The following is a 20561-nucleotide window of genomic DNA, read 5'->3' on the forward strand; positions in this document are numbered from 1 at the left end:
GGGCGCGATGCTTGCCTCCTTTCTTGAGCACTATTATGCGTCGATGAAGCAAGACCTTTCTTTTTTGGAAGCCAAGCGTCTTAAGGTTTGTGCTCGGGTTAAAAACAGCAGGGCGTATTGGGCTTTGGCTGGGGCTTTTTTTGCCTTAATCTTTGCCAATACACTTTTTAAAGAAGACCATCTTGTGGCGTTTGTCTTAGCCGCAGCCCTTGGAGGGGTTGGCTACACGGTGCAATTTCGCCATGCTTCACGCGCCTTTCATCGCCTCTTTAAGGACCATGTCATTGGGGAGATGGTGCGCCATATGGGCCTTTCTTATGACCCAAAAGGCCACATTTCTTCCTCCGTATTTAGGCAGGCGCAGTGGTTTACGCAAGAGCATGACACCTATGCGGGAGATGATTTGGTTTTTGGTGAAATTGAGGGTGTTAAGGTGATGTGGAGTGATTTAAACGTAACGTACACCACCCGTGGTCCTAAGGGTAAAACCACACGCCACACGCTGTTTCAAGGGATTTTCTTTGTGGCACCTTTTCCTAAAAACGTTCGCTCGCCCACATGGGTGTTGCCCGATTTGGCCCAAAAGGTATTGGGAGATTTTGGCACCCTCGTGCAAGGCTTTGACAAGCGAGGTGGATTGGTAAAGATGGACAATCCTGCCTTTGAACGTGCCTTTGTGGCGCTAAGTAAAGACCAAATCGAAGCACGCTACCTCCTCTCTCCGGTGCTGATGGAGCAGTTATTGGCGTTAAAAAACCATGCCAATGTGCCCTTACATGTAAGCTTTATAGAGGGGAAAATCTTTCTAGGCTTTGCTTATGGGAAGCCCAATTTTGAGCCTTCGCTCTTTCGCTCTTTGGAGACCTTTAAAACCCTTAAAACATACGGGCATTTGTTTGCGATGTTGTATGGTATCGTGGCGTTGTTGGGGTTAAAAAAAGAAGGGGTAAAAGCCCGCTAGAGCGGGCTGGAGGTTATTTGAGTGCGCTTAGGGCAGCGTCGTAGTTTGGTTCTGCTGTAATCTCAGGAACAATCTCTTTGTACGTGATTTTTCCTTGGGCGTCTACCACAAAAATAGCTCTACATGTCACACCCGCAAGTGGTCCATCTGCAAGAAGAACCCCATAAGCATTAGCAAAAGCTTTGTTTCTAAAATCGCTTCCAACGGCAAGGTTTTCGATGCCCTCGGTGGTACAAAAGCGGCCCATAGCAAAGGGCAAGTCCATGGAAATGACGGTTACTTCTACCCCTTCTGTTTTGGCCGCTTCGACGTTAAATTTGCGTGTTTCTGAAGCACAGACGGCAGTGTCAAGAGAAGGGACGACGATGAGTAATTGGGTTTTGCCTTTGGCGCCACCAACAGTGATTTCTGATAAATCTTTTCCAACAACAGTGACCGATGGGGCGAGGTCACCAACGGCGAGTTCTGCGCCTGCAAGAGAGACAGGGGTTCCTTTGAGTGCTGTTTTAGCCATGAATACTCCTTTATGATAAAGTTTCCACAGTATAGGTGAAAGAGGATAAAAAGACTCTTTATTTAAGGAGTTAACTTGGTGCATGCTATAATACACCCTTTAGCAATAAGGAGAGAGTATGGGCGGATACCGCGTTAGCAAAATCGCTATTTTTGTCATCCTCGCTGTGTCGATTATTTATCTCATCTACGGCACTTTTTTTAAAGATGGACCACGGTTTGGCGTGGGCGCTATGCCTTCTAGTGTGCGGGGCAGTACAGACCCCCTTGAAACAGGACTTGACCAAATCCTCATCAACCTTTCAAAGGGCCAATACAGTTTTTTAAAAGCCGAAATCGCGGTCAAAGCCGAAAATCGCGCGGCTAAAGCCGAAATAGACAGGCTTCGAGAGCCTTTGCGCCGATTGGTGCTCAACATTGCCTCCAAAGAAGACGGAGAAATCCTCGCAACCCCACAAGGAAAAGAACAATTCAAAGCACGCATCATACAAGAAGCAAGGCAACAGCTTGGCTTGGAGCTCGAAGGGGTTTATTTCCAAAATTTTGTGTTAGCGCGATAAGAACCTGCAGGTCAGAAAGCCTAAAAAAGCGATGAATGCCGCGACTAAATACAAGTAAGGCCCGTACATCCACCCTGCGATGAGTGCTCCAACAAAGCCCCCTAACCCAAAAGAAAACCCATAATAAAACTGCGCAGCCAAGCGGCGGTTGGCGTAGACCGTGTGCAAATAGCTAAAGGCCGCGGTGTGGTGAAGGGCGAAGCTAAAGGCGTGGAAAGCTTGAGAGAAAAACGCAATGGCAATGGACCCTGGGAATAAAAACAAAAGAAGCCATCGCAAGGCTGTCATGAGGGTGGAAAATTGCACCAAGCCCAAAAGCCCGTAGCGTTTTAAGATAGGCCCTTGAAAATAAAAAAGTCCAACCTCGCAGATAACCCCAAAAGCCCACATCCAACTGGTGATGGCTAAGCTCACCCCGTGGTCGGTTTGGTAGATGGTAAAAAAGTTATAAAAGGCCCCAAAGCTCACCTGCATCAAAAACAAACTCAGCCAAAAACCCAGTTGTGATTTTAGGTCAATACCTCCACCGTGAACGCTAGAGATAGTGGTAAAATGGGCATTTTTACGGGTAACAAGGAGTCCAAAGCAAACCATGAGTGTCACCGCTGCGAGGAAAAAATGAAGTCCCATGTAAGGGTTTTTTAGCAACATGGCAAGCACAATTCCCACCACCATAAATCCCAGCGAGCCAAAAAGCCGTGCTTTTCCAAAACGTTCTTTGCCTAAAAACTCCAAAGAATAAGTTTCGATAAAGGGCAAAATCAACCCAAGTGCCCCTCCTAAAAAAACGTTTGGTATTAAAAAAAACCAAACATAAGGAATGGTGATATAAAACAAAAGAGCACTCAAAAAAGCAGAGCCTAGTGCCAGGTAAAACACGGTTTGCGTTAGGGAAAACCACTTTTGGAAGAAGAAAGGAACGATGAATCGCGTCAAGGGTGCGATGGCAAACACGAGCCCAATTTGCGCGCTTGTGTAGCCCAGTGTTTGGAGGATTTTTGGCAAAAAAATCACGTACACGCCGATGATGGAAAAGTAAAAGTAAAAAAACCCCGAAATACGTGCAAACATACTAAACAGTGACAAGGGTGGCGTGGGTGTTAGAAAGCAAGTCGTGTAGGTTTTTTCCGTCTTTTCTAAAGGGCGAGAGCATAAGGCCTACAAGGGAGGTGCCTGCTAGCAAAAAAGCGACATAGCGCCACATGCCCAGCAAAAAGCCCGGTGTTTTTCCCGTGCGAGCATGCACAAGGCGCATCCCGTAAACGCGGTATCCAGGGCTTTGTCCCGTGCGCATCCAAAAAAGGGAAAGAATTACGCCAAAAAGCAAGGTGAGGAGGAAGATGGCAAGTTGGTTGGATTGAAACGCGTCTTTGCCCCCTAAGATGCCATAGGTGGTGAGGTAAAGAAGTGGCAAATAAATCATGAATACATCAACAATAAACGCCTTAACCCGCAACGCGGATGGCGCAAGAGGAAAAGAAGGCAAAGAAGCTTTAGGGGAGCCTTTCTTGCCTTGTTTAAGGGTGCGCCAACGCACTAATTTCCTCGACTACCCGGTTTAATGGCAACCGAACCGTCTTTGCACAAAGGACAGGCGTTTGGTTCGTAAATGTCAAAGGTAAAATCACCCAAGGCAAAAAATGGGACGTCGTTTGGCAGTTTACATGTAAGGCTTGCAGGGGTGTCGCTGCCGACACGCTTGCAAAATCCGCGGTTTGCAAGGGCGGCAAAGCCAAGGACTTTTGCGCCGAAAGTTTCGACACAAGCCGCTGCTTCAAGGGCAGAGCCTCCCGTGGTGATGATATCTTCACACACGAGGATGCGTTCATCCTTTTTCACTTCAAAACCGCGCCGTAACTGCATGGTGCCATTCACCCTTTCGGTAAAAATAAACCGTACATGTAAAGCACGCGCAAGTTCGTAACCTGCTAGCACACCCCCAAGGGCAGGAGAGCACACGGTGTCCACTTCAAGGCCTGCTGCTTGGATTTGTGCCGCTAGTGCTTGAGCGAGTTCGCCCGCGAGTTTGGGGTCTTCAAGCACCTTGGCACTTTGCAGGTAAAATTGCGAATGGTTGCCACTGCTTAGGAGAAAATGCCCCTCAAGGTATGCCCCCGCTTCTTTGTAGAGTGTTTCAAGGTTCATGGCTAGACTTTCAACAATTCAGTTTCTTTTTCCCTAAAGGCTTGGTCGACTTTTTCGACGTAAGTATCGGTGATTTTTTGCACGTCATCGTGGGCTTTTTTGGACTCGTCTTCTGTTATCTCTTTTTCTTTTTCGAGTTTTTTGATTTTGTCATTGGCGTCTTTGCGCGTGTTGCGGATGGCCACTTTGGCTTTTTCGCACATGGCTTTGGCTTTTTTGACGTTTTCTTGGCGCTGTTCGACGGTCATGGGCGGGAAGTAGAGTTTAATGCTCACACCATCGTTGTTGGGATTGACGCCGATATTGGCAGCACGAATGCCTGTTTCAATCTCTTTGACCATGTTTTTTTCCCAAGGCGTGATGCTAATGGTCGTGGCATCGCTTGCGAGCACGGTGGCCACTTGGTTAAGGGCAGTAGGTGTTCCGTAGTAATTGACTTGAATGTTGTCTAAGATATTGACAGAAACTTTGCCCGTACGAAGGGTACCAAAATCACGTTTTAGTGCCTCGATACTTTTGGTGGAATGGTCTTCTTGGTCGAAAAAAATTTCCTCTAACATTACTGATCCTTTATGAGAATATGCGTACTGATTTTTTTCCCAACGCTCAAGATAAGCCTTGTGCGGTCATGGGTGAGTGTTTGGTCGACGGTGTAGTGGATGCGCCCATTTTCTAGGGGAACCTCTTGCCAGCCAAGTCCGGTGATGTAAAGCCCCGCTTTGTCCCCTGCTTCTAAAACTTCGACTTCGACGGTGCTTAGTTTTGCATCGCTTGGGTAGGTTTTTGGTACAACCCATTGCGCGTTAAGATGACGATAGCTGAGGAGATTGGAAAGGTTGGAGTTTTCACCAAGGGCAGAGCGGTCTAGGTTAAGCGGGTCACTTCGGTGGGACACAGCACCCATATTTTGGTTGATGATGGCCTCAAACCCATAAGCAGCAGCAATGGCTTTAACCCTTGCGTCGTACTCGCCATAGGGGTAGGTGAAATAGCGGGGTTTTTTGCCTAAATGTTTTTCAAAAAGCGCCAGTCCCGTTTCAAAGTCTTTTTTCAAGGCCTTATCGCTAAGCTGGGTCATGTAAGGGTGGTTGTGGGAGTGAAATTCTAACTCTCCGTATTTGGCAATCTCGCGAAGCTCTTCCCACGTACTGTAATCACCGTATTTTTGCTCAGTAGCACCCGTGTAGACAAAAAGGGTGAAAGGGTAACCGAACTCTTTAAAAAGCGCCAATCCGTTTTCGTAAAAGCTCTTGTAGTTATCATCGATGGTGAGTATGACCCACGTGTCAGGGATGGGTTCTTTGGCGTAGATGCGTTCAACAACCTTTTGAAGAGGAACAACTTTGTAGCCGCGTTCTTTAAAATAGGTGAAGTGCTCCCTTAATTTTTCAAGGGAAACATTGGTTGAGGGGTGGCGGTCATCGCCAAATCGGTGGTATACAAACAGGTGTGCGTCTGCAAAAGCTTGTGCACACCATACAAATAACCAAAGAAACAACAAGCGCATCGGAATTATTCAGCCTTGGGTGCTTGGGGCGCTTGCTGGGTTTGAGGAAGGGCGCTAGGTACGGAACTTGGAACAACACCTTGGATTTGTTCGGCAAGAGAGTCTTTTTTTTCGGTATTGTAAAAGTACCCAAGTGCTAGGGTGTTGACCACAAAAAGAAAGCCGATGGCAAAGGTAAATTTTGCTAAAAATCCAGCAGGCCCTTTGGCGCCAAAAAGCGATTCGTTGCTTCCGCTGTAGGCACCAAGACCGATAGAAGAGCTTTTTTGAAGCAGTACGGCAATGGTTAAAATTGCGGTGAAAATAAACTGGGTAACCAACAAAAGACTGGTCATAATAAAGTTTCCTTTTAATGTAAGCTTGGGATTGAAGGGTGATTGTATCTAAAAGTAGCTAAAAATTGGTTAAAAAAGTGCTTTTTCGATGTCGTAGAGGGCGTAGCGTATCTGCTTAAAACGCTCGGCTTCGGCAGGGTTTTCAAGTTTTAAAATCTCTTCTAGTACTCGCGTGCTTTCTTGGGCGCGTTTGATGTTGGCAAGGGTGATGGCATCAAGGGAGGTGCGTGAGGCTTCGCTGTGGGTGGTGGCTTTTAAGACATCGTTTTGAATGTCCCGTGCTTTTAAAAGGTCAAGAACGTTAGGAAGTCTGGCCTGGTGGCGCAATTCTTTGAGTTTAGCGGCGAGGATTTGGTCGTCAAACCCGTAACGGCGGATGTCTTCCAAGACGCGCAACCCCTCCCGCAAGCGGTTAAGGTTGGCGTCAAGGATGCGTAAACTTGAGGGGGAAAAGCCCTGCAAGGGTTAGTCTCTGCTTCCAAGAATACCAAAGATTTGGAGCAAGGAAACAAAGAGGTTTAAAAAGTCTAAGTACAAGGCAATAGCCCCTTCAATGGGGGTTTCGTATGCCCCTTTGATGATGTTTTGAGTGTCGTATAAAATGAACCCGCTAAAGAGCAAAGCGCCGCCACTAGCGATAGCAAGTTGAAATACGGGACTGCCAAGGAAGATGTTAAACAACGCCGCAACAATCATGATAATGAGGGCGATAAAGAGCATTTTGCCCATAGCACTAAAATCACGCTTTGTGTTCATAGCAAATACGGAAAGCCCGCCAAATGCAACCGTAGTAAGGGCAAAGGCGTTTGCTACGATACCTGCACCACCTGGCATGCCAAGGATAGTGGAGAGCAACGGCGTAAGCGTTAAGCCACTTAAAAAGGTAAACCCAAATAAAAGGGCAAGGTTAAGTCCTGCTTTGCGTTTGGCCGCGTATAGTCCAAACAAGCAGACAAACTCTAAAATCACAAGGGGCCAAAACCACGCTGCGATGGCAGGGGCCATTCCAATGCCCACATACGCCCCAGCGCTTGCGGCAAGCAAGGAAGCGGCGAAAAGCTGATAGGTTTGCTTAATAAAGACCGAAAGTCTTGTTTGCGCCTGTGCAGCACTCTCACCGTAGCCTCCAGCGGCTTGGTTTTGGATGTAGTCTCTGTCGTACAACGCCATGGGTATCTCCTGTGTAAATGATAAATTTTACGAAGAGATAGTATATCAAAAAAGAGGTAAATGAAGCTTAAATAGCCTTACATGTAAGGGTTGAAAGGCCTATTTTTGGTGCCAATCCATGTTTTAAGGGAGTCTAAATCTATCCCTTTTTCATAATAAAATCCTTGCCCTTCATCGCACCCTTCTTGGGTTAAAAAAGCGGCTTGTTCTTGGGTTTCGATGCCCTCGGCCAGAGTGGTCATATGCATGCTTTTGGCGAGCACGATGATGGCTTTGGCGATGGCTTTGGCATCTTCGTGGTGCGGCAAGTCGCGCACAAAGGAGATGTCGATTTTGAGCTTATCCACAGGCAAGCGGCGCAGGTAGCTTAAGGAAGAGTAACCTGTGCCAAAATCATCGATGGCAATCTTGACACCAAGGGAGCGGATTTTTTCCAAAATGGCAATCCAGCGCACCGCGTCTTTCATGAAAATGGACTCGGTGATTTCAAGTTCCAAGGAGCTTGGCGGGATGCGCGTTTGGTGTAAAATCTCTTGCAAAGTGGCGGTAAAATCATCGTTTTCGAGTTGAATGCCTGAAATATTCACCGACACCTTTCCCTCAAAGCCAAGGCTTTGGCGAAGGGAGAGCAAATCCAAACATGCCCTCTTGAGCACAAAGGTTCCGATGGGTAGAATCATGCGTGACTCTTCCGCGTAAGGGATGAAGCGGTTGGGGCCAAGAAGACCTTGCTCGGGATGGTTCCAGCGGATAAGTGCTTCAAGGCCGATGCACTGGTTCGTTTGCAGGTCAATTTGGGGCTGATAATAGACTTCAAACTCGTTGTTTGCGATGGCAGATTTGAGTTCGTTTTCAATGGTCAGCGTTTCCATGGAAGCCCTTGAGAGGGTTTGGTCGTAAAAACAAAAGCTATTTTTGCCCGCATCCTTTGCTTTGTACATGGCTAAATCCGCGTTTTTTAGTAAGGTTTCACCCTCTTTGCCATCGGTTGGGTAAAAGCTCACGCCAATGCTTGCGGTGAGGAAAAAGGCTTGCTCGTGAATCATAAAGGGCAATTCAAAGGTTTTTTGAACTTTTTCTAAGATGCGAACAACTTGGTCTTTGTGGGTGATGTTGTCTAACACCAACACAAACTCATCTCCTCCAAGGCGCGCGAGCGTGTCGGTTTCACGTAAGGTGTGCTGTGTGCGTTCCACCACTTGCAATAAGGCCGCATCGCCATAAGAGTGCCCGAAGCTGTCGTTGATCTTTTTAAAGTTGTCTAGGTCAATAAAACACAAGGCCAGCAGTTGATTTTCCCGTTTACACGTAGCGATTCCCTGCGCGATACGGTCGCCAAGTAAAGCGCGGTTGGGCAAGGTGGTGAGCGCATCATGATGGGCAAGGTGTGCGAGCTGTTTTTCGAGGCTTAGTTTTTGCATGAGCATGGCATTTGCACTAGCGGCAAGGGCATCAAACTCATAAAAACGCAAGCGGGATTTGTCGATGGGATAATTGTGGTACGCAAGGGAGTCAAAAAAGCTAAAAAACGCTTCAAAATCCATTTTGAGTTGGCGGTTAAACCGTCGGTAAAAAAGACTCATAATCAACGCCGCCACCACAAATAAGGCAAGTGAGCTTGCTAGGGAGATGGCAAAAGAGCGGTTGAGTTTTTGGTATTCAAGGGCAACACGCTCTTGGATATCGTCGGTGTAGACTCCCGCCCCTACGTACCATTCCCACTCGGGAATGCCTTGGACGTAGCTGAGTTTATGAAGGGTGCGTTTTCCTTCAAGGTCGGGCATGACATAATCCACAAACCCTCCTCCTTGTTTGGCCGTTTGGATGAGCTCTTGGACAAGGAATTTGCCGTTGATATCTTGGGTGTTGTACATGTTTTTCCCTTTGGCGGGGGCCGTGAGAGAGATGCCATCCCACTGGCCGATAAACAGATAATTCTCCCCTGCTAAATCAAACCGCAAAAGACTAATATCTTCAAGGATGCTAGCTTGCAGGTTTGCCTTCATGTCATCATGGTAAAGTCCTGTGCTAATCGTCCAATTATAGGGCTCAAAACGTTTAAAAAAGGCAGTTTTTTCAAAAAGGCGGTCTTTGGGTTGGCCAGGTTTGCTCCACGCATAAGTGTAAAACCCTTCTTCGTGTTGCGTGATTTGTGCAAGAAATTCTTGTACATAGGCGCGCTTGGTGGGAGTGCCTACATGTAAAAGATTTTCCCCTTCGTATTCGGGTCCGTCGGGGAAAAGGATTTTAACACCGTCGTTTTGGGTGATAAAAAAATACCCGCTCCCGCCCATGTAGCGCACAGGACGCAAGGCTTCGACGATGAGGCGTTGGAGTTCTTGGGGTGTGGCGGTGTGGCGGTGCGTGTTGTAGAGGTTTGAGGCGATGGCATGGGCTTTTGCCACCTCTTCCCTCAGGAGCTGTTCAAGCTCTTTTTGCTGTTGGTTTTGGCGGGTTTGAATCAAGTCAACAAAGTGTTTAACCTCCCAAGACAAACTGCGTTGTTGGTTGGCGAAATAGGTCTCTTTCATTTTTTGGGAAGTGGCGGAAAAATGAAGGTAATTTTGAAAAAAATTAATGGCAATAAAAAAGAGTGTAAAAATAAAAAAAAGAAACGCCCCGTACATGTAAACATGCTTAAAGAGCTTTTGTTTGGGCTTCATGTACGTTTTTCCTCGCGCTGAACAAATGCGGTTACTGTAGTGGAAATTTCTTGAAAAGAAAATAAATGATGTAAAGAAAAGTTTACTAGCAGGGAAACAACTGGCAGAGAGGAAGGGATTCGAACCCTCGGTGAGTTGCCCCACACACGCGTTCCAGGCGTGCTCCTTCAACCGCTCGGACACCTCTCTACATGTAAAGCGGACGGAAAGTTTACCCTAAGTGTGCTTAGGTGGATGTTAAAAACGCGGAAGAGCGGAGGAAGATGCGCATTCGCTTTAGGGGATTGGGGCGGGGTAACGTGTGTGTAGGAGTGGACATAGTGTCAGGTATGTCTTGTTATCATTCCCATTCTTGAGTGAGGTGTGTGGCAACACCCAAGAACCCTAAAGCGAACGTGCGATGTGTCCCTAAATTTAACTCACAGGAGAAGAAGTGAGGTAAACTGGAGGAAATAGTAGCACAAAGAAATGACGAAAAAATTGTCCTTTGTCAAGAAAAACAAGGGAGTAAAAAGTTTGCTATGATAAGGAAAATGAACCAAAGAAAAAGGAGGTGTTGCATGGGGATGGATCCGCGCTTTCGTCGCTTTTACATGCGGATGGTGATAGGGGCTGTATTTTTGTTGTCTATTCTTGCTTCGAGTATTTACCATGCTTTTCGATAAGCCATGGCTCAATAACGAACGGTAACATGGTCGGAGTGGCGGGATTCGAACCCACGGCCTCTACCACCCCAAGGTAGCACGCTAACCAGACTGCGCCACACCCCGACTATGAGAGGGCAAACTATAGCCAACTCTTCCTTAGAAAATCTTTTAATTTTCCTTACATGTAGCTAAAGTTATTCACTGCTTATTCACCCTGTGAAAGTGGCACAAAAGTGCTTAATAATATCCTACGCACAGCGTGTCTGTCAGCTTTATTTTTCTCTCAAAGGGCGAAGGGGCGAAAAAATGGCACTTTTCAATGTAGATATTGTAGTGGTACGCAAGGCCTAGGGCATCGTAAAACCCTTTTAAATCCACAAATTTAATCCCCATGAGTGTGACAACGCGCAGTTTTTCATAGAGTTTTGATCCGTTGCTTTGGGTGAGGTGGGAACTTGCAAGGCCAGTAAAGGTACAAAAAGCCTGAGAGAGCACGAGTCCCTCAAGGGACGTACAGCGTGCTTGGGCTTGAGCGTGCTTGAGCGGGATAGTATCTTTGCGTAAAAAAACCGTGCGCGAGCCTTCAAATTTCGCCGCAATTCCATTTTTCCAGTACCGGTACGTGTTGCCCGAAATGCGAGCGTGGGCGGCTAACTCGGCACCCAGAACAAAGTGGTCTAAAAAATGGTTGGCAGAGAGGGTGAGCATTTGCATGGGAACTCCTCTTTTAAGTGTATTGGATTTCTTCACAACCCATCGAAAGACGCTATTGTACAAAAAATAAGCAGGTATCGTAACTGCTTTGTTTCCAATTTGTCGTATGATTTCAATGCCGCAACGATTGCCCTCGTTCTGTCAAGAAAAGATGGGGTCGCCCGCCCCTCTTTTCCCCTTGCGTTATGTTACAATTCTCCTTTTTAAATTCTTTCACATAAGTAGGTACTATGGCGACGCTCTTTGCCGCGCTTTCTCCGATTTTTGCATTGATTTTCATTGGCTATGGATTAAAACGGTTGCAATTCCCCGCGGAAGGCTTTTGGCCACTCCTTGATAAACTGACCTATTATGTGCTCATTCCTGCCCTTTTGGTACACCGCCTTTCCACTGCGACGCTAGAAAGCACCACCGATGCGGTTGTAATGGTAAATGTAGTCCTTGGCGTGCTTGTGTTGATGAGCGCGGTACTGATGGTGTTGCAGTATTTTATAAAATTTTCGGGTCCTGTGTATTCCTCGGTGTACCAAGGCGTGATTCGGTATAACACCTATGTGTATTTGGCGTTGGTGGATGCGCTGTATGGGGATGAGGGCATTGTGTTGGCGGCTTTTTTGATTACCTTTGTGATCCCCGTTATCAATGTGCTCTCGGTGAGTACCTTCGGGCTTTATGTGAGCGAGGGGCGCTTTTCCTTTAAGAGTTTGAGCAAGTCTATCATCACAAACCCTTTGATTTTAGCGTGTTTATTGGGCGGTTTTTTAAATTTTAGCACCATTGGACTCCCCTTTGTGTTGGAGCCTATTATGGCCCTTTTGGGAGCTCCTGGCATCCCGTTGGGCCTACTTTCTATTGGGGTGGGGCTTCGGTTTCGCTCTTTAGGAACCTTTAAACCTGATTTTTGGATTGCTTCTGTGGGCAAATTGATTGTGTTGCCATTGATGATGGTGGGGGTTTGTGAATGGGTGGAGCTTGAAGGATTGATGCGCAATATCGTGATTTTATTTGCCGCTATGCCCACCGCTGCTGCTGCTTACATCTTGGCGCGCCAAATGGGGGGCGATGTGGAGTTGATGTCCACACTCATTACCGGACAAACCTTGCTGGCCTTTGGTACCTTGAGTTTCGTGATGGCTGTTTTGCTTTAGCGCTGGCGAATCAACCAAACAAAGGTAAATATTTTATCACCATTTAAGTCACCTTGGTGTACATTTTCCTTGGCACCTGCATCAAGTATGCGGGGCGGGGAAACTTGGAAGTTTGTGTGTGGGCTTCCAAGGAGAGTGGAGGCGTCATTGCCTCCTTCTTTTTACGTGTTGCGAACGAGCAAGGCGACGAGTTTTCGCACTTGGGGCACCACGATTAAAATAACTGGAAATGCTACGAGAAAAGCTTTAGTAAAAGCAGTGAACCACAATCCTAAAAAACCAGAAATGATGCCTATGTTGATGAACGTAATGACTCCCGACATAAAAAACGACATAAAAAGTGACATGAAAAACGCAAATAGAAGAAATTCGTAACGCTTTGGAAACACACAGACCCCTTTGGCAAAAATATAAGATTTATTGTTACATGTAAACGCTAAAAGCGCCCTAAAATAGGAATATTAAAGTAAAATTAAATTTACTTTAACTATACTGAAGGGTTACCTTATCTGCCTTAAGGGGGTTAGCGTGTGGCACCGCATTCAAAATACTAAAATTTCCACCAAACTCATCACCATCTCCATCCTTTCTGTTATCGGCGTCGCCTTGCTCTCTTCGCTGAGTATTTACAGCGCGATGACGGGGGAAAAATCCCTTAGAGAAATTTATGAGGGCAACATGGTGCCCGCGCAAAAAATTGATGCGGCCAAGGATGCATTTGAATCTGTTTTGAGTGATTTGGTTTACGTGATTGGTCAGTTTTTGCCCACGGGACAGGCTCGAACACGCCTTCAAGAGACGCAAAAAACCATGAAAACTTACTTTGAAGATGCCAAGCGTGATGGGTTTTATCACGACCCAAGGGCAAAAAAAACCCTTGAAGAGTTAGAGCGTGAATATGGCACCTTTATGACGCGCTACCTTGCGATGATTGAGGAAGCGTACCGACAAGATAGCATGGATGAAATGGGCATTGCGGCCATCATGATTGAAGAAGATTTTAGGGTGGTTTTGGAAAAACTAACGACACTTTCCAAGATTGCCAATGAGCGGATTGTCGACACAAAAGAACACATCTCAGAGCGCTTGAACCATACGATTTACATTAACATCGCCTTTGCCCTGCTCGCCTTTTTGGGCACAACGGGACTGCTTGTGGGCATTACGCGCTATTTGGTAAAAAACATCAACACCATGGACCGCTCCATCACAAAAAGTGCCAATGACCTTGATTTGCGCAACCTTACATGTAGCACCTCAGAAGACGAACTTGGGCAGATTTGCAGCAACATTAACGGGTTGCTCACCAACTTGCGCCGCGCGCTTTCTAAGGCCAAAGTAGCCACAGAGCATACCATGGAATCAAGCCTCTCCATGAGTGAAACCGTGGGCCAGATGAACCAGATGGCCGCCAAGCAAGATGCTATTTCTAGGGGCGTTGATACGTTGACGCAAGAGGTTAACGCCAGGCTCCAAGAATCCAAACACTTGGCGCAAAAAAGTGCTCAAATTATGGAAGATGATTACCAAAGTCTTGAGGAGATGATTCGGATTTTAAATACGGTGGTCACAGGGGTTACGCAAGTTAGCGAAGATGAAAATGAGATTTCTCAAAAAATGCACCACCTTTCTGAGCAAACAGCGCAAATTAAAAACGTTCTTGAGATTATCTCAGACATTGCCGAACAAACCAATCTTTTGGCCCTCAACGCCGCCATCGAAGCCGCACGCGCAGGCGAACATGGGCGCGGGTTCGCGGTCGTAGCAGACGAGGTGCGAAAACTGGCTGAACGCACAAAAAAATCTCTTTCCGAAATCGATGTCACCATCGGAATCGTCGTGCAAGGGGTGAATGACACCAATGAGCATATCCAAATCAACGCACAGCAAATCAACGCCCTTACCCAAGAAGCCCAAGCGGTGGGAACGTTGGCCCAAACCACTAAAAACAAAACCATGGATGGCCTAGAGATGACCCGCGGGGTGAATGAAAAAACCGACAGTGCGGTCAAGAGCATTGAGGAGTTACGCCAAAAAGTCGCTTCCGCCACACAACTTGCCCAAGAAAACACGCAAGTGGCACTAAAAATTCAAGGTATCGTAGACACCCTTACCCACTCTTCCAAAGAGCTAAGCGAAGAGATTAATGTGTTTCGGTTGCATTAGGTTAAAAAGAGAGTGCGTGCCAAGGCCGTGTTGTCAAAAATACGGCTACGCATTATGCTAAAAATTGAGGGAAATAAAGATGTTTGTTTGTGGGCGTTACATGTAAGGAAAATGAAGTTTTTAGAAAAGTTAAAAGGTGGCCGGGAGAGAGGGATTTTACATTATTTATATTTATTTTGTAATAAACAATATAATAAACTATAAATAATGTATTTAAGGGGGTAAGTTTAATCTGTAATTAACGTAATCAATGTTATAAATTTATTAAAACCTAAAATCAGGTGGGAAATAGGTGGGAAACATTACGCGCCATAAAACGAAATTTACGGGTGTAGTTTACCGTGATTCAATCACAAACGATAAACCTGATAAGACGTATTATATCAGGTTTAAAGACTCAGGCGGAAAGCTCAAAGAGGTCAAAGTCGGTAAACATTCTGAAGGAGTGCGCGAAAATTACTGCAACCAAAAACGAAATGAAATCCTAACTAAGCAACGGCTTGGCGAAGAGCCGCCAGCTATAGCGCGACTAAAAAAAAGAGATATCACACCATTTTCTACTTTTGCCGAGCTTTATTTCGCAGATAGAGAGTTACACAATAAGAGCAATGCAACAAACAAAAGTAAATACTCGAAATACATTGCACCACACATCGAGGATGAAGATATTGAGAATATCACCCAGGAGAAAATCGAAGAAATTCAAAAACATTTAATCAACAGCGGCAGAGCCCCCAAAACAATAAACTGGTATATCCAGCTGCTCAACGCGATTTTTAATCATGCGATAAAAAAACAAGTTTACAGGCTTCCAAATCCATGTAAGTTTGTGAGAGCTTTAAAGTACGACAACAACAGAGAGCGGTACTTATCTACCGAAGAGGTAGCAGAGCTATTAAATGCACTACAAGATGATCTAGAAATGCTACTGTTTGCCAAGCTTTCCTTAACGACCGGAGGCAGGCTAGAAACGATTTTGCACATCCAAAAAAAAGACATTGATTTTTACAATAATGTAATCACGCTAAAAGACCTAAAAAATAATAACAGCTACAAGGGCTTTTTTGGGGAAGAGTTAAAAAGCATGCTGCAGGGCACGGCCAAAAACCTAAACGCAAACGACACCATAATTCAGGCCAGCGGTCGCACGGTGCGCCGCAAAATGAAAAAAGTCCTCGATGAGCTTTTTAATGATGGGCTTGAAGCAGCAGACGCAAAGAACCGCGCAGTGATCCATACGCTGCGCCATACTTTTGCCAGCCACTTAGCGATTAATGGCACGCCTATTTTTACAATTCAAAAGCTTATGAATCACAAGGACATACAACAAACGCTACGCTATGCGAAGCTTGCACCAGATAGCGGTAAAGACGCAGTAGTGCAACTTTGGGGATAGTACAACGACACCTTTTCAAGAACAAAAATTATTGACACTATGTATCTTTTTTGATACAATACTTTAAAAATGGGGATTTGTGTGGAAAAAATAATCGCTGTTAGATTTTATAAAAGTGAGCTTGGAAATGAGCCTGTAAAAGAGTGGTTGCTAACTCTCGATAAAGAGGACAGAAAGATTATAGGCTCAGATATTCAAACAGTTGAATTTGGTTTTCCTATTGGTATGCCTTTGGTTAGAAAAGTTGATAGCAAATATAAACTTTGGGAAGTGAGAAGCAAATTAGCAAGCGACAAGATTGCTAGGGTTATTTTTACAATATACAAAGATTGCATGATACTCCTACATGGATTTATCAAAAAAGACCAAAAAATGCCTGAAAAAGAAAAGAATACTGCAATTGAAAGAAGAAAGAAAATTGATACAGGAGAATGTGATGAGCAATAAGCATATTGGCGGTGATTTTAAAGAGTTTTTAAAAGAAGACGGTATCTTTGAAGAGACAAATGATATAGCAATAAAAAGAGTTATTGCCTATCAACTAGAGCAAGAGATGAAGGCTCAAAAAATAACAAAAACAAAAATGGCACAAATGATGAAAACAAGTCGAGCTGTAGTAAATAGATTACTAAACCCCGATAATAGCAGCTTGACCCTTAGCACGCTTGAGAGTGCAACAAATGCTTTAGGAAAAAGGTTGAATATTTCAATTTTATAGGTCTGCAGTACGTCAGCATTTTTAATAATTTTAATTATATTGGGGGGTCAAAGATGGAAAAGCTCAAAGAACTTGGACTGGATAACGCAACAGTTATTCAAATCATATCAGAGTGCCAAAATAATGAACAGTGTATCGATGATAAACTTGAAGCAATGGGGTATCCTCGCGTTTTTGGAACAACCAAAGTGAAAAAAGTTGATATGAGTATCTAAAAAAGACGACAACAAAGAGACGTGCAGGATTTACTAGCCTTTTTCCGCCGTAGGCTCAACACCCGCGTGAGCAATAAGCTCCCGCAGCGCTAGCATTTCGTGCATGGATTGTACGTTAAAATCCATTTTTGGGTATATGTCGCTTTGGGTGTATATGTATACCCCCCACCCTTTTATGTCTTTAATTATATTTATACTTCGCACTTCTTCGAGATTTATTTTTTTATCTTCTAAAAAAAATCCCTCTTGGTTAACCTCCAGTTGCTTTTTACCCCAAAAAGTTAGAGTGGCGACAATAGGAAGAGTATAGCCAGCGGCAAAGAATAACAAAAAAACAGTAATCAAAACCGCCGAAAACGTCTGTATAGGACTAACTCCTAGAGACCCAAGCCCCGCCCAAAAAAAGAGCACTCCGCCGACAAAAAAAGAGAAGACAAGCCAGAAACTAAAAAAATACATAAAGTCCTGTTTGCCTAACACATTCTTTCGCACCGTAAAAATGTAAGGCTTTTTTCCTAGTTTTAGGGGTTTTTGTGGGTTTATCAAATAATTATATTGTGCGGCGATTTGAGTGTTTCCATCGCCATGTTGAGTGTAATCACTCATTTTTATTTTCCTGGAATAATTGCAATCAATTTTTTAAGTTCATTTTTAACAAATTCTTCTTTGTCAAAAGCAACCGCAACGGCTTTGAGCGCGTTAAATAAAGGAGTTAAATCTCCCTCTCCCGTCATCGAGGTGCTAGCACCTTTGTTTTTATTGCTTATCCCATCCCCTTCATTGTGCTGCTCACCTATTTGTGTGTTGCTGCTACCATGCTGGGTAAAATTATTTTTGGAACTTTTGAGCCGATTTATTTTTTCAAGCGTTTCTTCATTTTCAAAAATATCGTAATAAATATCAAGCTCTTGACATTTATTACGAATAGAGCTCACCGAATTACGTTTGCGCCACGCGGATAAAGTCGGTTGGCTAACCCCTAAAGTCTCTGCTAGTTGTGAAATAGTCTCAACTTTGTAATAATTTTTGAGTGCCTCAATTAAAATTTCTGCTTCATTCAAAAAATACATTTTACTTCCTTCATTATATTACGATAATTACGAATATATAAGCTATGTTTAATGTAATATATGTAATAATACACTTATAAATAAAATATAAGCGTTTGTAGCAAAACGATTATAACGTTTTTAAACTTAATTTTGTCAAAAAGTCCCTGCGGCGTAGTAACTACAAAGATAGTGAACGGTTGCGTAATCTTAGTGGAACAGTGCAGCGAAAGCGACACTGGGGCTACTGTTTTAAATGACGGTTAAAAATTAATGTCAAACAAGGAAATAACAATGAACGAAGTTGAAAAAATAATAAATGATATTGATGGTGCAGGATTTGCAAAAAAAATAGTATTAAGCGAGGCACAAACTGCAAAAGTTTTAGGGGTTTCGCCTTGCACGTTAATGAATTGGCGGCGAGGTGGACTCGGTCCAAATTATAAAAAAATGTATGAAGGGAAAAAAGGAAAAGTTCTTTACACGAAGCATGCAATCGCCGAATGGCTAACCCAAACAATCAAAACCGCATAAGGAGCGAAAAATGACACAGGAAATTCAAAACGCACTGGTGGCGAAAAACGCCCAAATCGAAGAAGTCCAGAAAATGCTCAAAAGAGCTAAAAATAAAGCGAGTGACAAAATCATAGAAAAAGTAAAAAAATTGTGCCTAGTAATCGAAGATGAACTGGAATACGAGTACATAGTAGCACCGACATGGGATGGCATGGGCTTTCCATATATGATTTTCGAAAAGTCGGATGGCTGCAGCGCGCTAGAAAACCGAAGAGAAAACCTCTCGGTAGTGGATGACATCGGGAGTGTCGATGGCCTCGTCTTCGTGGATATATATGAATACCGCCGCGCAAAAGCATAACAGTCGCCCCTCCACCGCCGCCAAGCATGAGAGGGGCTAAGCCAGTACAGGCCAAGCCGCATTATACCGCACTTGGCCTTTTGAAAAAGAAAGGCAAAAAGATGGTTTTTCGCCTAAAAAAGAAAGACAAAAACTACGCACAAGTACATGTAAACATGCTGAGGAACAAAAATCTGACCCTAAAAGCAAAGGGACTAGGCGCAGTGTTAGAGGCGTACAGCGACGAGTTTCAGGTTTCTCTAAAGTCTATCGAATTAGGCAGTCGGGATGGAAAAAAAGCACTAAAAACAGCAATAAAGGAACTCGAAAGCGGATACTACCTATTTCGGTTCCAAACCCGCGATGAGCAAGGCCTCTTTGTGACTTACTGGGCCTTCGACAGCGAGCGCCTAGATGTAGAGTATTTGCGTGAAATCGTGACTAAGCTAGAAAAAGTGGAGCTAATTACGCAAAGTGACATTCTATTGCCGGGGTGCCATTTTGGTACCCCGGTCACGGGGGTACCATTATCGGGCCCCCGTTCATCGGGCCCCCGTAAATGCCCTCCATATAAAAACAATAACAATCATAATAATTTATATAAAAACACTCTCTCTTCTATCGAGAACAGAAATCCAGAGCCGAGAGAGGATTTTAAAACTTTTAAAGAGCGAATTAAAAGAGACTTCGCGGGGAAAGTAATAACTAATTGTGTGCCGGGTTATCGCGAAGGGGTGCCTTTGCGCATGAGCGGTACCGAACTCCTTGAAATTAACGGAGAGCTGCTGAACGCGGACAAAGCCGCCAAAATATGGGACTGGCTAGCCTGCGACCGCGATACGGTAGGCAAAATGATAAACGTGCAAGCCGCCCAGCTAGAACACTTGCGCGCATACATAGGCTGCGTGGTGCAGGTTGAGGTAAAGGGCGTGCCCACCCTCGCGACGGTGCAAAATGTTACCCCCACCGAGACCGGCCTATTTGCGCTTACCCTTGCTTTCAATGGCGGCGAGGGCGAAACCGCCGCGCGCACCAAAGACGAGCTAGTACAGTGGTTTGCCACCCAAGCAGAAAATCAAAACCCCGACCTAGCCGCTGCAGCGCAGCAGCTTAAAGCCATCTAGCAGTCGCCCCCTTGAGGGGGCTTACATGTAACCAAACCCAAAAAGGATAAAAAATGTCTCAAAATTTCCAAACCCAAATTAAGTTTGCCCCCACCGGCTACGCCTCGTTTTTTAGCGCCCTTATAGCAAAGCCTCACCCCGCAAGTATCGCCCAAAACGAAGAGGGCATAACCACCCTCGCCACGGCAGCATACCCCGACCCAGCGCCGCTTACGCCGCATTCCTCGCGACTTGCCCTGCTGCAAATTGCCTTTGCACCCCTATTTTTAGCCTTTCTGTTGGCCAAGCCCGTACACGGCCTCGGTGCCGCTACGGCAAGCTACGCCCTTGCCTTTTTTATCGCGCTAATTTACGCTTTACCCCACACACGCTCATACATGCCCGCTAAGGCCATTATTTTCGCTTTGAGCCTTTTAGGGCTATATGCCCTTTACCATGTAGTCGATGACGGCAATTTCATCCTTTTGATGATCTCTAATATGATGACTTGGGTGATGGTTTTCAGCGTAGCTAACCCCATCGCGCAAAAAATGCATGAAAACTTCCACCTTTTAAAGGCGGGTGACCTTTACGTCTGGTGGGCTAAAGAGCCTTATTCTTTCGTCCGCAGCGCTTTGGTAGCAACCGCCTTGATGGTCCCTATTATCGCGCTTTCGTACCTCTTTTAAGGGGTG

The 20561-nt window shown here is 45.0% G+C and carries 26 protein-coding genes and 2 tRNA genes; 12 read left to right on the top strand and 16 right to left on the bottom strand.

Annotation, left to right across the window (positions count from 1 at the left end; translation table 11 throughout):
• Nucleotides 1–7: 7 nt before the first annotated feature.
• On the top strand, nt 8–961 hold the full coding sequence (locus AC5SLM_RS13835) for a DUF3137 domain-containing protein (protein WP_495251564.1): 954 nt from the start codon (nt 8–10) through the stop codon (nt 959–961).
• A gap of 13 nt (nt 962–974) precedes the next feature.
• On the opposite strand, the gene tpx is transcribed toward AC5SLM_RS13835, so the two are convergent.
• Nucleotides 975–1475: a thiol peroxidase gene (tpx, locus tag AC5SLM_RS13840; RefSeq protein ID WP_495251565.1), complete on the bottom strand. Its 501-nt coding sequence runs from the start codon at nt 1473–1475 to the stop codon at nt 975–977.
• Nucleotides 1476–1593: 118 nt separating this feature from the next.
• Between tpx and AC5SLM_RS13845 the strand changes: the two genes are divergently transcribed.
• Nucleotides 1594–2034 (top strand): flagellar basal body-associated FliL family protein, encoded by a 441-nt coding sequence (locus AC5SLM_RS13845; RefSeq protein ID WP_495251566.1) that lies wholly within the window; start codon nt 1594–1596, stop codon nt 2032–2034.
• Here AC5SLM_RS13845 and AC5SLM_RS13850 read toward each other — a convergent pair.
• The 12 genes from AC5SLM_RS13850 to cheQ all read right to left on the bottom strand — a co-directional run bounded on the left by AC5SLM_RS13850 (nt 2023) and on the right by cheQ (nt 11215).
• Nucleotides 2023–3105 (bottom strand): MFS transporter, encoded by a 1083-nt coding sequence (locus tag AC5SLM_RS13850; protein ID WP_495251567.1) that lies wholly within the window; start codon nt 3103–3105, stop codon nt 2023–2025. The genes AC5SLM_RS13845 and AC5SLM_RS13850 overlap by 12 nt on opposite strands.
• A gap of 1 nt (nt 3106) precedes the next feature.
• Nucleotides 3107–3571 carry an RDD family protein gene (locus tag AC5SLM_RS13855; RefSeq protein WP_495251568.1) on the bottom strand — a complete coding sequence of 155 codons (465 nt, stop codon included), beginning with the start codon at nt 3569–3571 and terminating at the stop codon, nt 3107–3109.
• Nucleotides 3571–4179, bottom strand: a complete 609-nt coding sequence (pyrE, locus tag AC5SLM_RS13860; protein ID WP_495251569.1) for an orotate phosphoribosyltransferase — start codon at nt 4177–4179, stop codon at nt 3571–3573. Before pyrE ends, AC5SLM_RS13855 begins: the two co-directional genes overlap by 1 nt.
• Nucleotides 4180–4181: 2 nt before the next feature.
• Nucleotides 4182–4739 carry a ribosome recycling factor gene (gene frr, locus AC5SLM_RS13865; RefSeq protein ID WP_495251570.1) on the bottom strand — a complete coding sequence of 186 codons (558 nt, stop codon included), beginning with the start codon at nt 4737–4739 and terminating at the stop codon, nt 4182–4184.
• Complete coding sequence (locus AC5SLM_RS13870; protein WP_495251571.1) at nt 4739–5686, bottom strand: polysaccharide deacetylase family protein; 948 nt, start codon at nt 5684–5686, stop codon at nt 4739–4741. The genes frr and AC5SLM_RS13870 overlap by 1 nt, the downstream gene beginning before the upstream one ends.
• A 5-nt stretch (nt 5687–5691) precedes the next feature.
• Nucleotides 5692–6021, bottom strand: coding sequence for a preprotein translocase subunit SecG (secG, locus tag AC5SLM_RS13875; RefSeq protein ID WP_495251572.1), 330 nt, complete (start codon nt 6019–6021; stop codon nt 5692–5694).
• Nucleotides 6022–6090: 69 nt separating this feature from the next.
• Complete coding sequence (locus AC5SLM_RS13880; RefSeq protein WP_495251573.1) at nt 6091–6483, bottom strand: thiamine-phosphate pyrophosphorylase; 393 nt, start codon at nt 6481–6483, stop codon at nt 6091–6093.
• A 3-nt stretch (nt 6484–6486) separates the two neighbouring features.
• Complete coding sequence (locus AC5SLM_RS13885; protein ID WP_495251574.1) at nt 6487–7191, bottom strand: Bax inhibitor-1/YccA family protein; 705 nt, start codon at nt 7189–7191, stop codon at nt 6487–6489.
• Between the two features lie 77 nt (nt 7192–7268).
• Complete coding sequence (locus AC5SLM_RS13890) at nt 7269–9854, bottom strand: bifunctional diguanylate cyclase/phosphodiesterase (protein ID WP_495251575.1); 2586 nt, start codon at nt 9852–9854, stop codon at nt 7269–7271.
• Nucleotides 9855–9955: 101 nt separating this feature from the next.
• Nucleotides 9956–10043, bottom strand: a tRNA-Ser gene (locus AC5SLM_RS13895).
• A 503-nt stretch (nt 10044–10546) separates the two neighbouring features.
• Nucleotides 10547–10624, bottom strand: a tRNA-Pro gene (locus tag AC5SLM_RS13900).
• Between the two features lie 114 nt (nt 10625–10738).
• Nucleotides 10739–11215 carry a cheVAW transcriptional regulator CheQ gene (gene cheQ / locus AC5SLM_RS13905; RefSeq protein WP_495251576.1) on the bottom strand — a complete coding sequence of 159 codons (477 nt, stop codon included), beginning with the start codon at nt 11213–11215 and terminating at the stop codon, nt 10739–10741.
• 230 nt (nt 11216–11445) lie between these two features.
• Here cheQ and AC5SLM_RS13910 point away from each other — a divergent pair, with 230 nt between their 5' ends.
• The gene (locus AC5SLM_RS13910; RefSeq protein ID WP_495251577.1) at nt 11446–12363 is read left to right on the top strand and encodes an AEC family transporter; all 918 of its coding nucleotides are present in this window, start codon (nt 11446–11448) and stop codon (nt 12361–12363) included.
• 161 nt (nt 12364–12524) lie between these two features.
• Here the strand turns inward: AC5SLM_RS13910 and AC5SLM_RS13915 are convergent, their stop codons facing one another.
• A complete protein-coding gene (locus tag AC5SLM_RS13915; RefSeq protein WP_495251578.1) occupies nt 12525–12752 on the bottom strand; it encodes a DUF2798 domain-containing protein in 228 nt (75 codons plus the stop codon).
• Nucleotides 12753–12891: 139 nt separating this feature from the next.
• Here AC5SLM_RS13915 and AC5SLM_RS13920 point away from each other — a divergent pair, with 139 nt between their 5' ends.
• The 5 genes from AC5SLM_RS13920 (at nt 12892) to AC5SLM_RS13940 (ending at nt 16858) form a co-directional block, all read left to right on the top strand.
• Entirely contained in the window at nt 12892–14529 is a 1638-nt protein-coding gene (locus AC5SLM_RS13920; protein ID WP_495251579.1) for a methyl-accepting chemotaxis protein, read from the top strand.
• 292 nt (nt 14530–14821) lie between these two features.
• Nucleotides 14822–15925, top strand: coding sequence for a tyrosine-type recombinase/integrase (locus AC5SLM_RS13925; RefSeq protein WP_495251580.1), 1104 nt, complete (start codon nt 14822–14824; stop codon nt 15923–15925).
• Nucleotides 15926–16006: 81 nt separating this feature from the next.
• Entirely contained in the window at nt 16007–16372 is a 366-nt protein-coding gene (locus tag AC5SLM_RS13930) for a type II toxin-antitoxin system RelE/ParE family toxin (protein WP_495251581.1), read from the top strand.
• A complete protein-coding gene (locus tag AC5SLM_RS13935) occupies nt 16362–16643 on the top strand; it encodes an XRE family transcriptional regulator (RefSeq protein ID WP_495251582.1) in 282 nt (93 codons plus the stop codon). Before AC5SLM_RS13930 ends, AC5SLM_RS13935 begins: the two co-directional genes overlap by 11 nt.
• Nucleotides 16644–16696: 53 nt before the next feature.
• Complete coding sequence (locus AC5SLM_RS13940) at nt 16697–16858, top strand: hypothetical protein (RefSeq protein WP_495251583.1); 162 nt, start codon at nt 16697–16699, stop codon at nt 16856–16858.
• A gap of 33 nt (nt 16859–16891) precedes the next feature.
• On the opposite strand, the gene AC5SLM_RS13945 is transcribed toward AC5SLM_RS13940, so the two are convergent.
• Together AC5SLM_RS13945 and AC5SLM_RS13950 are read right to left on the bottom strand one after the other, a co-directional pair.
• Complete coding sequence (locus AC5SLM_RS13945) at nt 16892–17464, bottom strand: hypothetical protein (protein WP_495251584.1); 573 nt, start codon at nt 17462–17464, stop codon at nt 16892–16894.
• A gap of 2 nt (nt 17465–17466) precedes the next feature.
• Nucleotides 17467–17928, bottom strand: a complete 462-nt coding sequence (locus tag AC5SLM_RS13950) for a helix-turn-helix domain-containing protein (RefSeq protein ID WP_495251585.1) — start codon at nt 17926–17928, stop codon at nt 17467–17469.
• Between the two features lie 273 nt (nt 17929–18201).
• Here AC5SLM_RS13950 and AC5SLM_RS13955 point away from each other — a divergent pair, with 273 nt between their 5' ends.
• The 4 genes from AC5SLM_RS13955 to AC5SLM_RS13970 all read left to right on the top strand — a co-directional run bounded on the left by AC5SLM_RS13955 (nt 18202) and on the right by AC5SLM_RS13970 (nt 20555).
• On the top strand, nt 18202–18441 hold the full coding sequence (locus tag AC5SLM_RS13955) for a helix-turn-helix domain-containing protein (RefSeq protein WP_495251586.1): 240 nt from the start codon (nt 18202–18204) through the stop codon (nt 18439–18441).
• 10 nt (nt 18442–18451) lie between these two features.
• A complete protein-coding gene (locus AC5SLM_RS13960; protein ID WP_495251587.1) occupies nt 18452–18784 on the top strand; it encodes a hypothetical protein in 333 nt (110 codons plus the stop codon).
• 725 nt (nt 18785–19509) lie between these two features.
• Nucleotides 19510–19887 (top strand): hypothetical protein, encoded by a 378-nt coding sequence (locus tag AC5SLM_RS13965; RefSeq protein WP_495251588.1) that lies wholly within the window; start codon nt 19510–19512, stop codon nt 19885–19887.
• Between the two features lie 53 nt (nt 19888–19940).
• Entirely contained in the window at nt 19941–20555 is a 615-nt protein-coding gene (locus AC5SLM_RS13970; protein WP_495251589.1) for a hypothetical protein, read from the top strand.
• Nucleotides 20556–20561: the final 6 nt, after the last annotated feature.

Source organism: Sulfurospirillum sp. HTRB-L1 (genome assembly GCF_059415125.1).

Excerpts from the sequence above, each read along its gene's own strand:
- AC5SLM_RS13835 (WP_495251564.1), top strand. The coding sequence starts at position 8 with ATGCTTGCCTCCTTTCTTGAGCACTATTATGCGTCGATGAAGCAAGAC.
- tpx (WP_495251565.1), bottom strand. The coding sequence starts at position 1,475 with ATGGCTAAAACAGCACTCAAAGGAACCCCTGTCTCTCTTGCAGGCGCA.
- AC5SLM_RS13845 (WP_495251566.1), top strand. The coding sequence starts at position 1,594 with ATGGGCGGATACCGCGTTAGCAAAATCGCTATTTTTGTCATCCTCGCT.
- AC5SLM_RS13850 (WP_495251567.1), bottom strand. The coding sequence starts at position 3,105 with ATGTTTGCACGTATTTCGGGGTTTTTTTACTTTTACTTTTCCATCATC.
- pyrE (WP_495251569.1), bottom strand. The coding sequence starts at position 4,179 with ATGAACCTTGAAACACTCTACAAAGAAGCGGGGGCATACCTTGAGGGG.
- frr (WP_495251570.1), bottom strand. The coding sequence starts at position 4,739 with ATGTTAGAGGAAATTTTTTTCGACCAAGAAGACCATTCCACCAAAAGT.
- AC5SLM_RS13870 (WP_495251571.1), bottom strand. The coding sequence starts at position 5,686 with ATGCGCTTGTTGTTTCTTTGGTTATTTGTATGGTGTGCACAAGCTTTT.
- secG (WP_495251572.1), bottom strand. The coding sequence starts at position 6,021 with ATGACCAGTCTTTTGTTGGTTACCCAGTTTATTTTCACCGCAATTTTA.
- AC5SLM_RS13885 (WP_495251574.1), bottom strand. The coding sequence starts at position 7,191 with ATGGCGTTGTACGACAGAGACTACATCCAAAACCAAGCCGCTGGAGGC.
- AC5SLM_RS13890 (WP_495251575.1), bottom strand. The coding sequence starts at position 9,854 with ATGAAGCCCAAACAAAAGCTCTTTAAGCATGTTTACATGTACGGGGCG.
- cheQ (WP_495251576.1), bottom strand. The coding sequence starts at position 11,215 with ATGCAAATGCTCACCCTCTCTGCCAACCATTTTTTAGACCACTTTGTT.
- AC5SLM_RS13910 (WP_495251577.1), top strand. The coding sequence starts at position 11,446 with ATGGCGACGCTCTTTGCCGCGCTTTCTCCGATTTTTGCATTGATTTTC.
- AC5SLM_RS13935 (WP_495251582.1), top strand. The coding sequence starts at position 16,362 with ATGAGCAATAAGCATATTGGCGGTGATTTTAAAGAGTTTTTAAAAGAA.
- AC5SLM_RS13940 (WP_495251583.1), top strand. The coding sequence starts at position 16,697 with ATGGAAAAGCTCAAAGAACTTGGACTGGATAACGCAACAGTTATTCAA.
- AC5SLM_RS13945 (WP_495251584.1), bottom strand. The coding sequence starts at position 17,464 with ATGAGTGATTACACTCAACATGGCGATGGAAACACTCAAATCGCCGCA.
- AC5SLM_RS13950 (WP_495251585.1), bottom strand. The coding sequence starts at position 17,928 with ATGTATTTTTTGAATGAAGCAGAAATTTTAATTGAGGCACTCAAAAAT.
- AC5SLM_RS13955 (WP_495251586.1), top strand. The coding sequence starts at position 18,202 with ATGAACGAAGTTGAAAAAATAATAAATGATATTGATGGTGCAGGATTT.
- AC5SLM_RS13960 (WP_495251587.1), top strand. The coding sequence starts at position 18,452 with ATGACACAGGAAATTCAAAACGCACTGGTGGCGAAAAACGCCCAAATC.
- AC5SLM_RS13965 (WP_495251588.1), top strand. The coding sequence starts at position 19,510 with ATGAGCGGTACCGAACTCCTTGAAATTAACGGAGAGCTGCTGAACGCG.
- AC5SLM_RS13970 (WP_495251589.1), top strand. The coding sequence starts at position 19,941 with ATGTCTCAAAATTTCCAAACCCAAATTAAGTTTGCCCCCACCGGCTAC.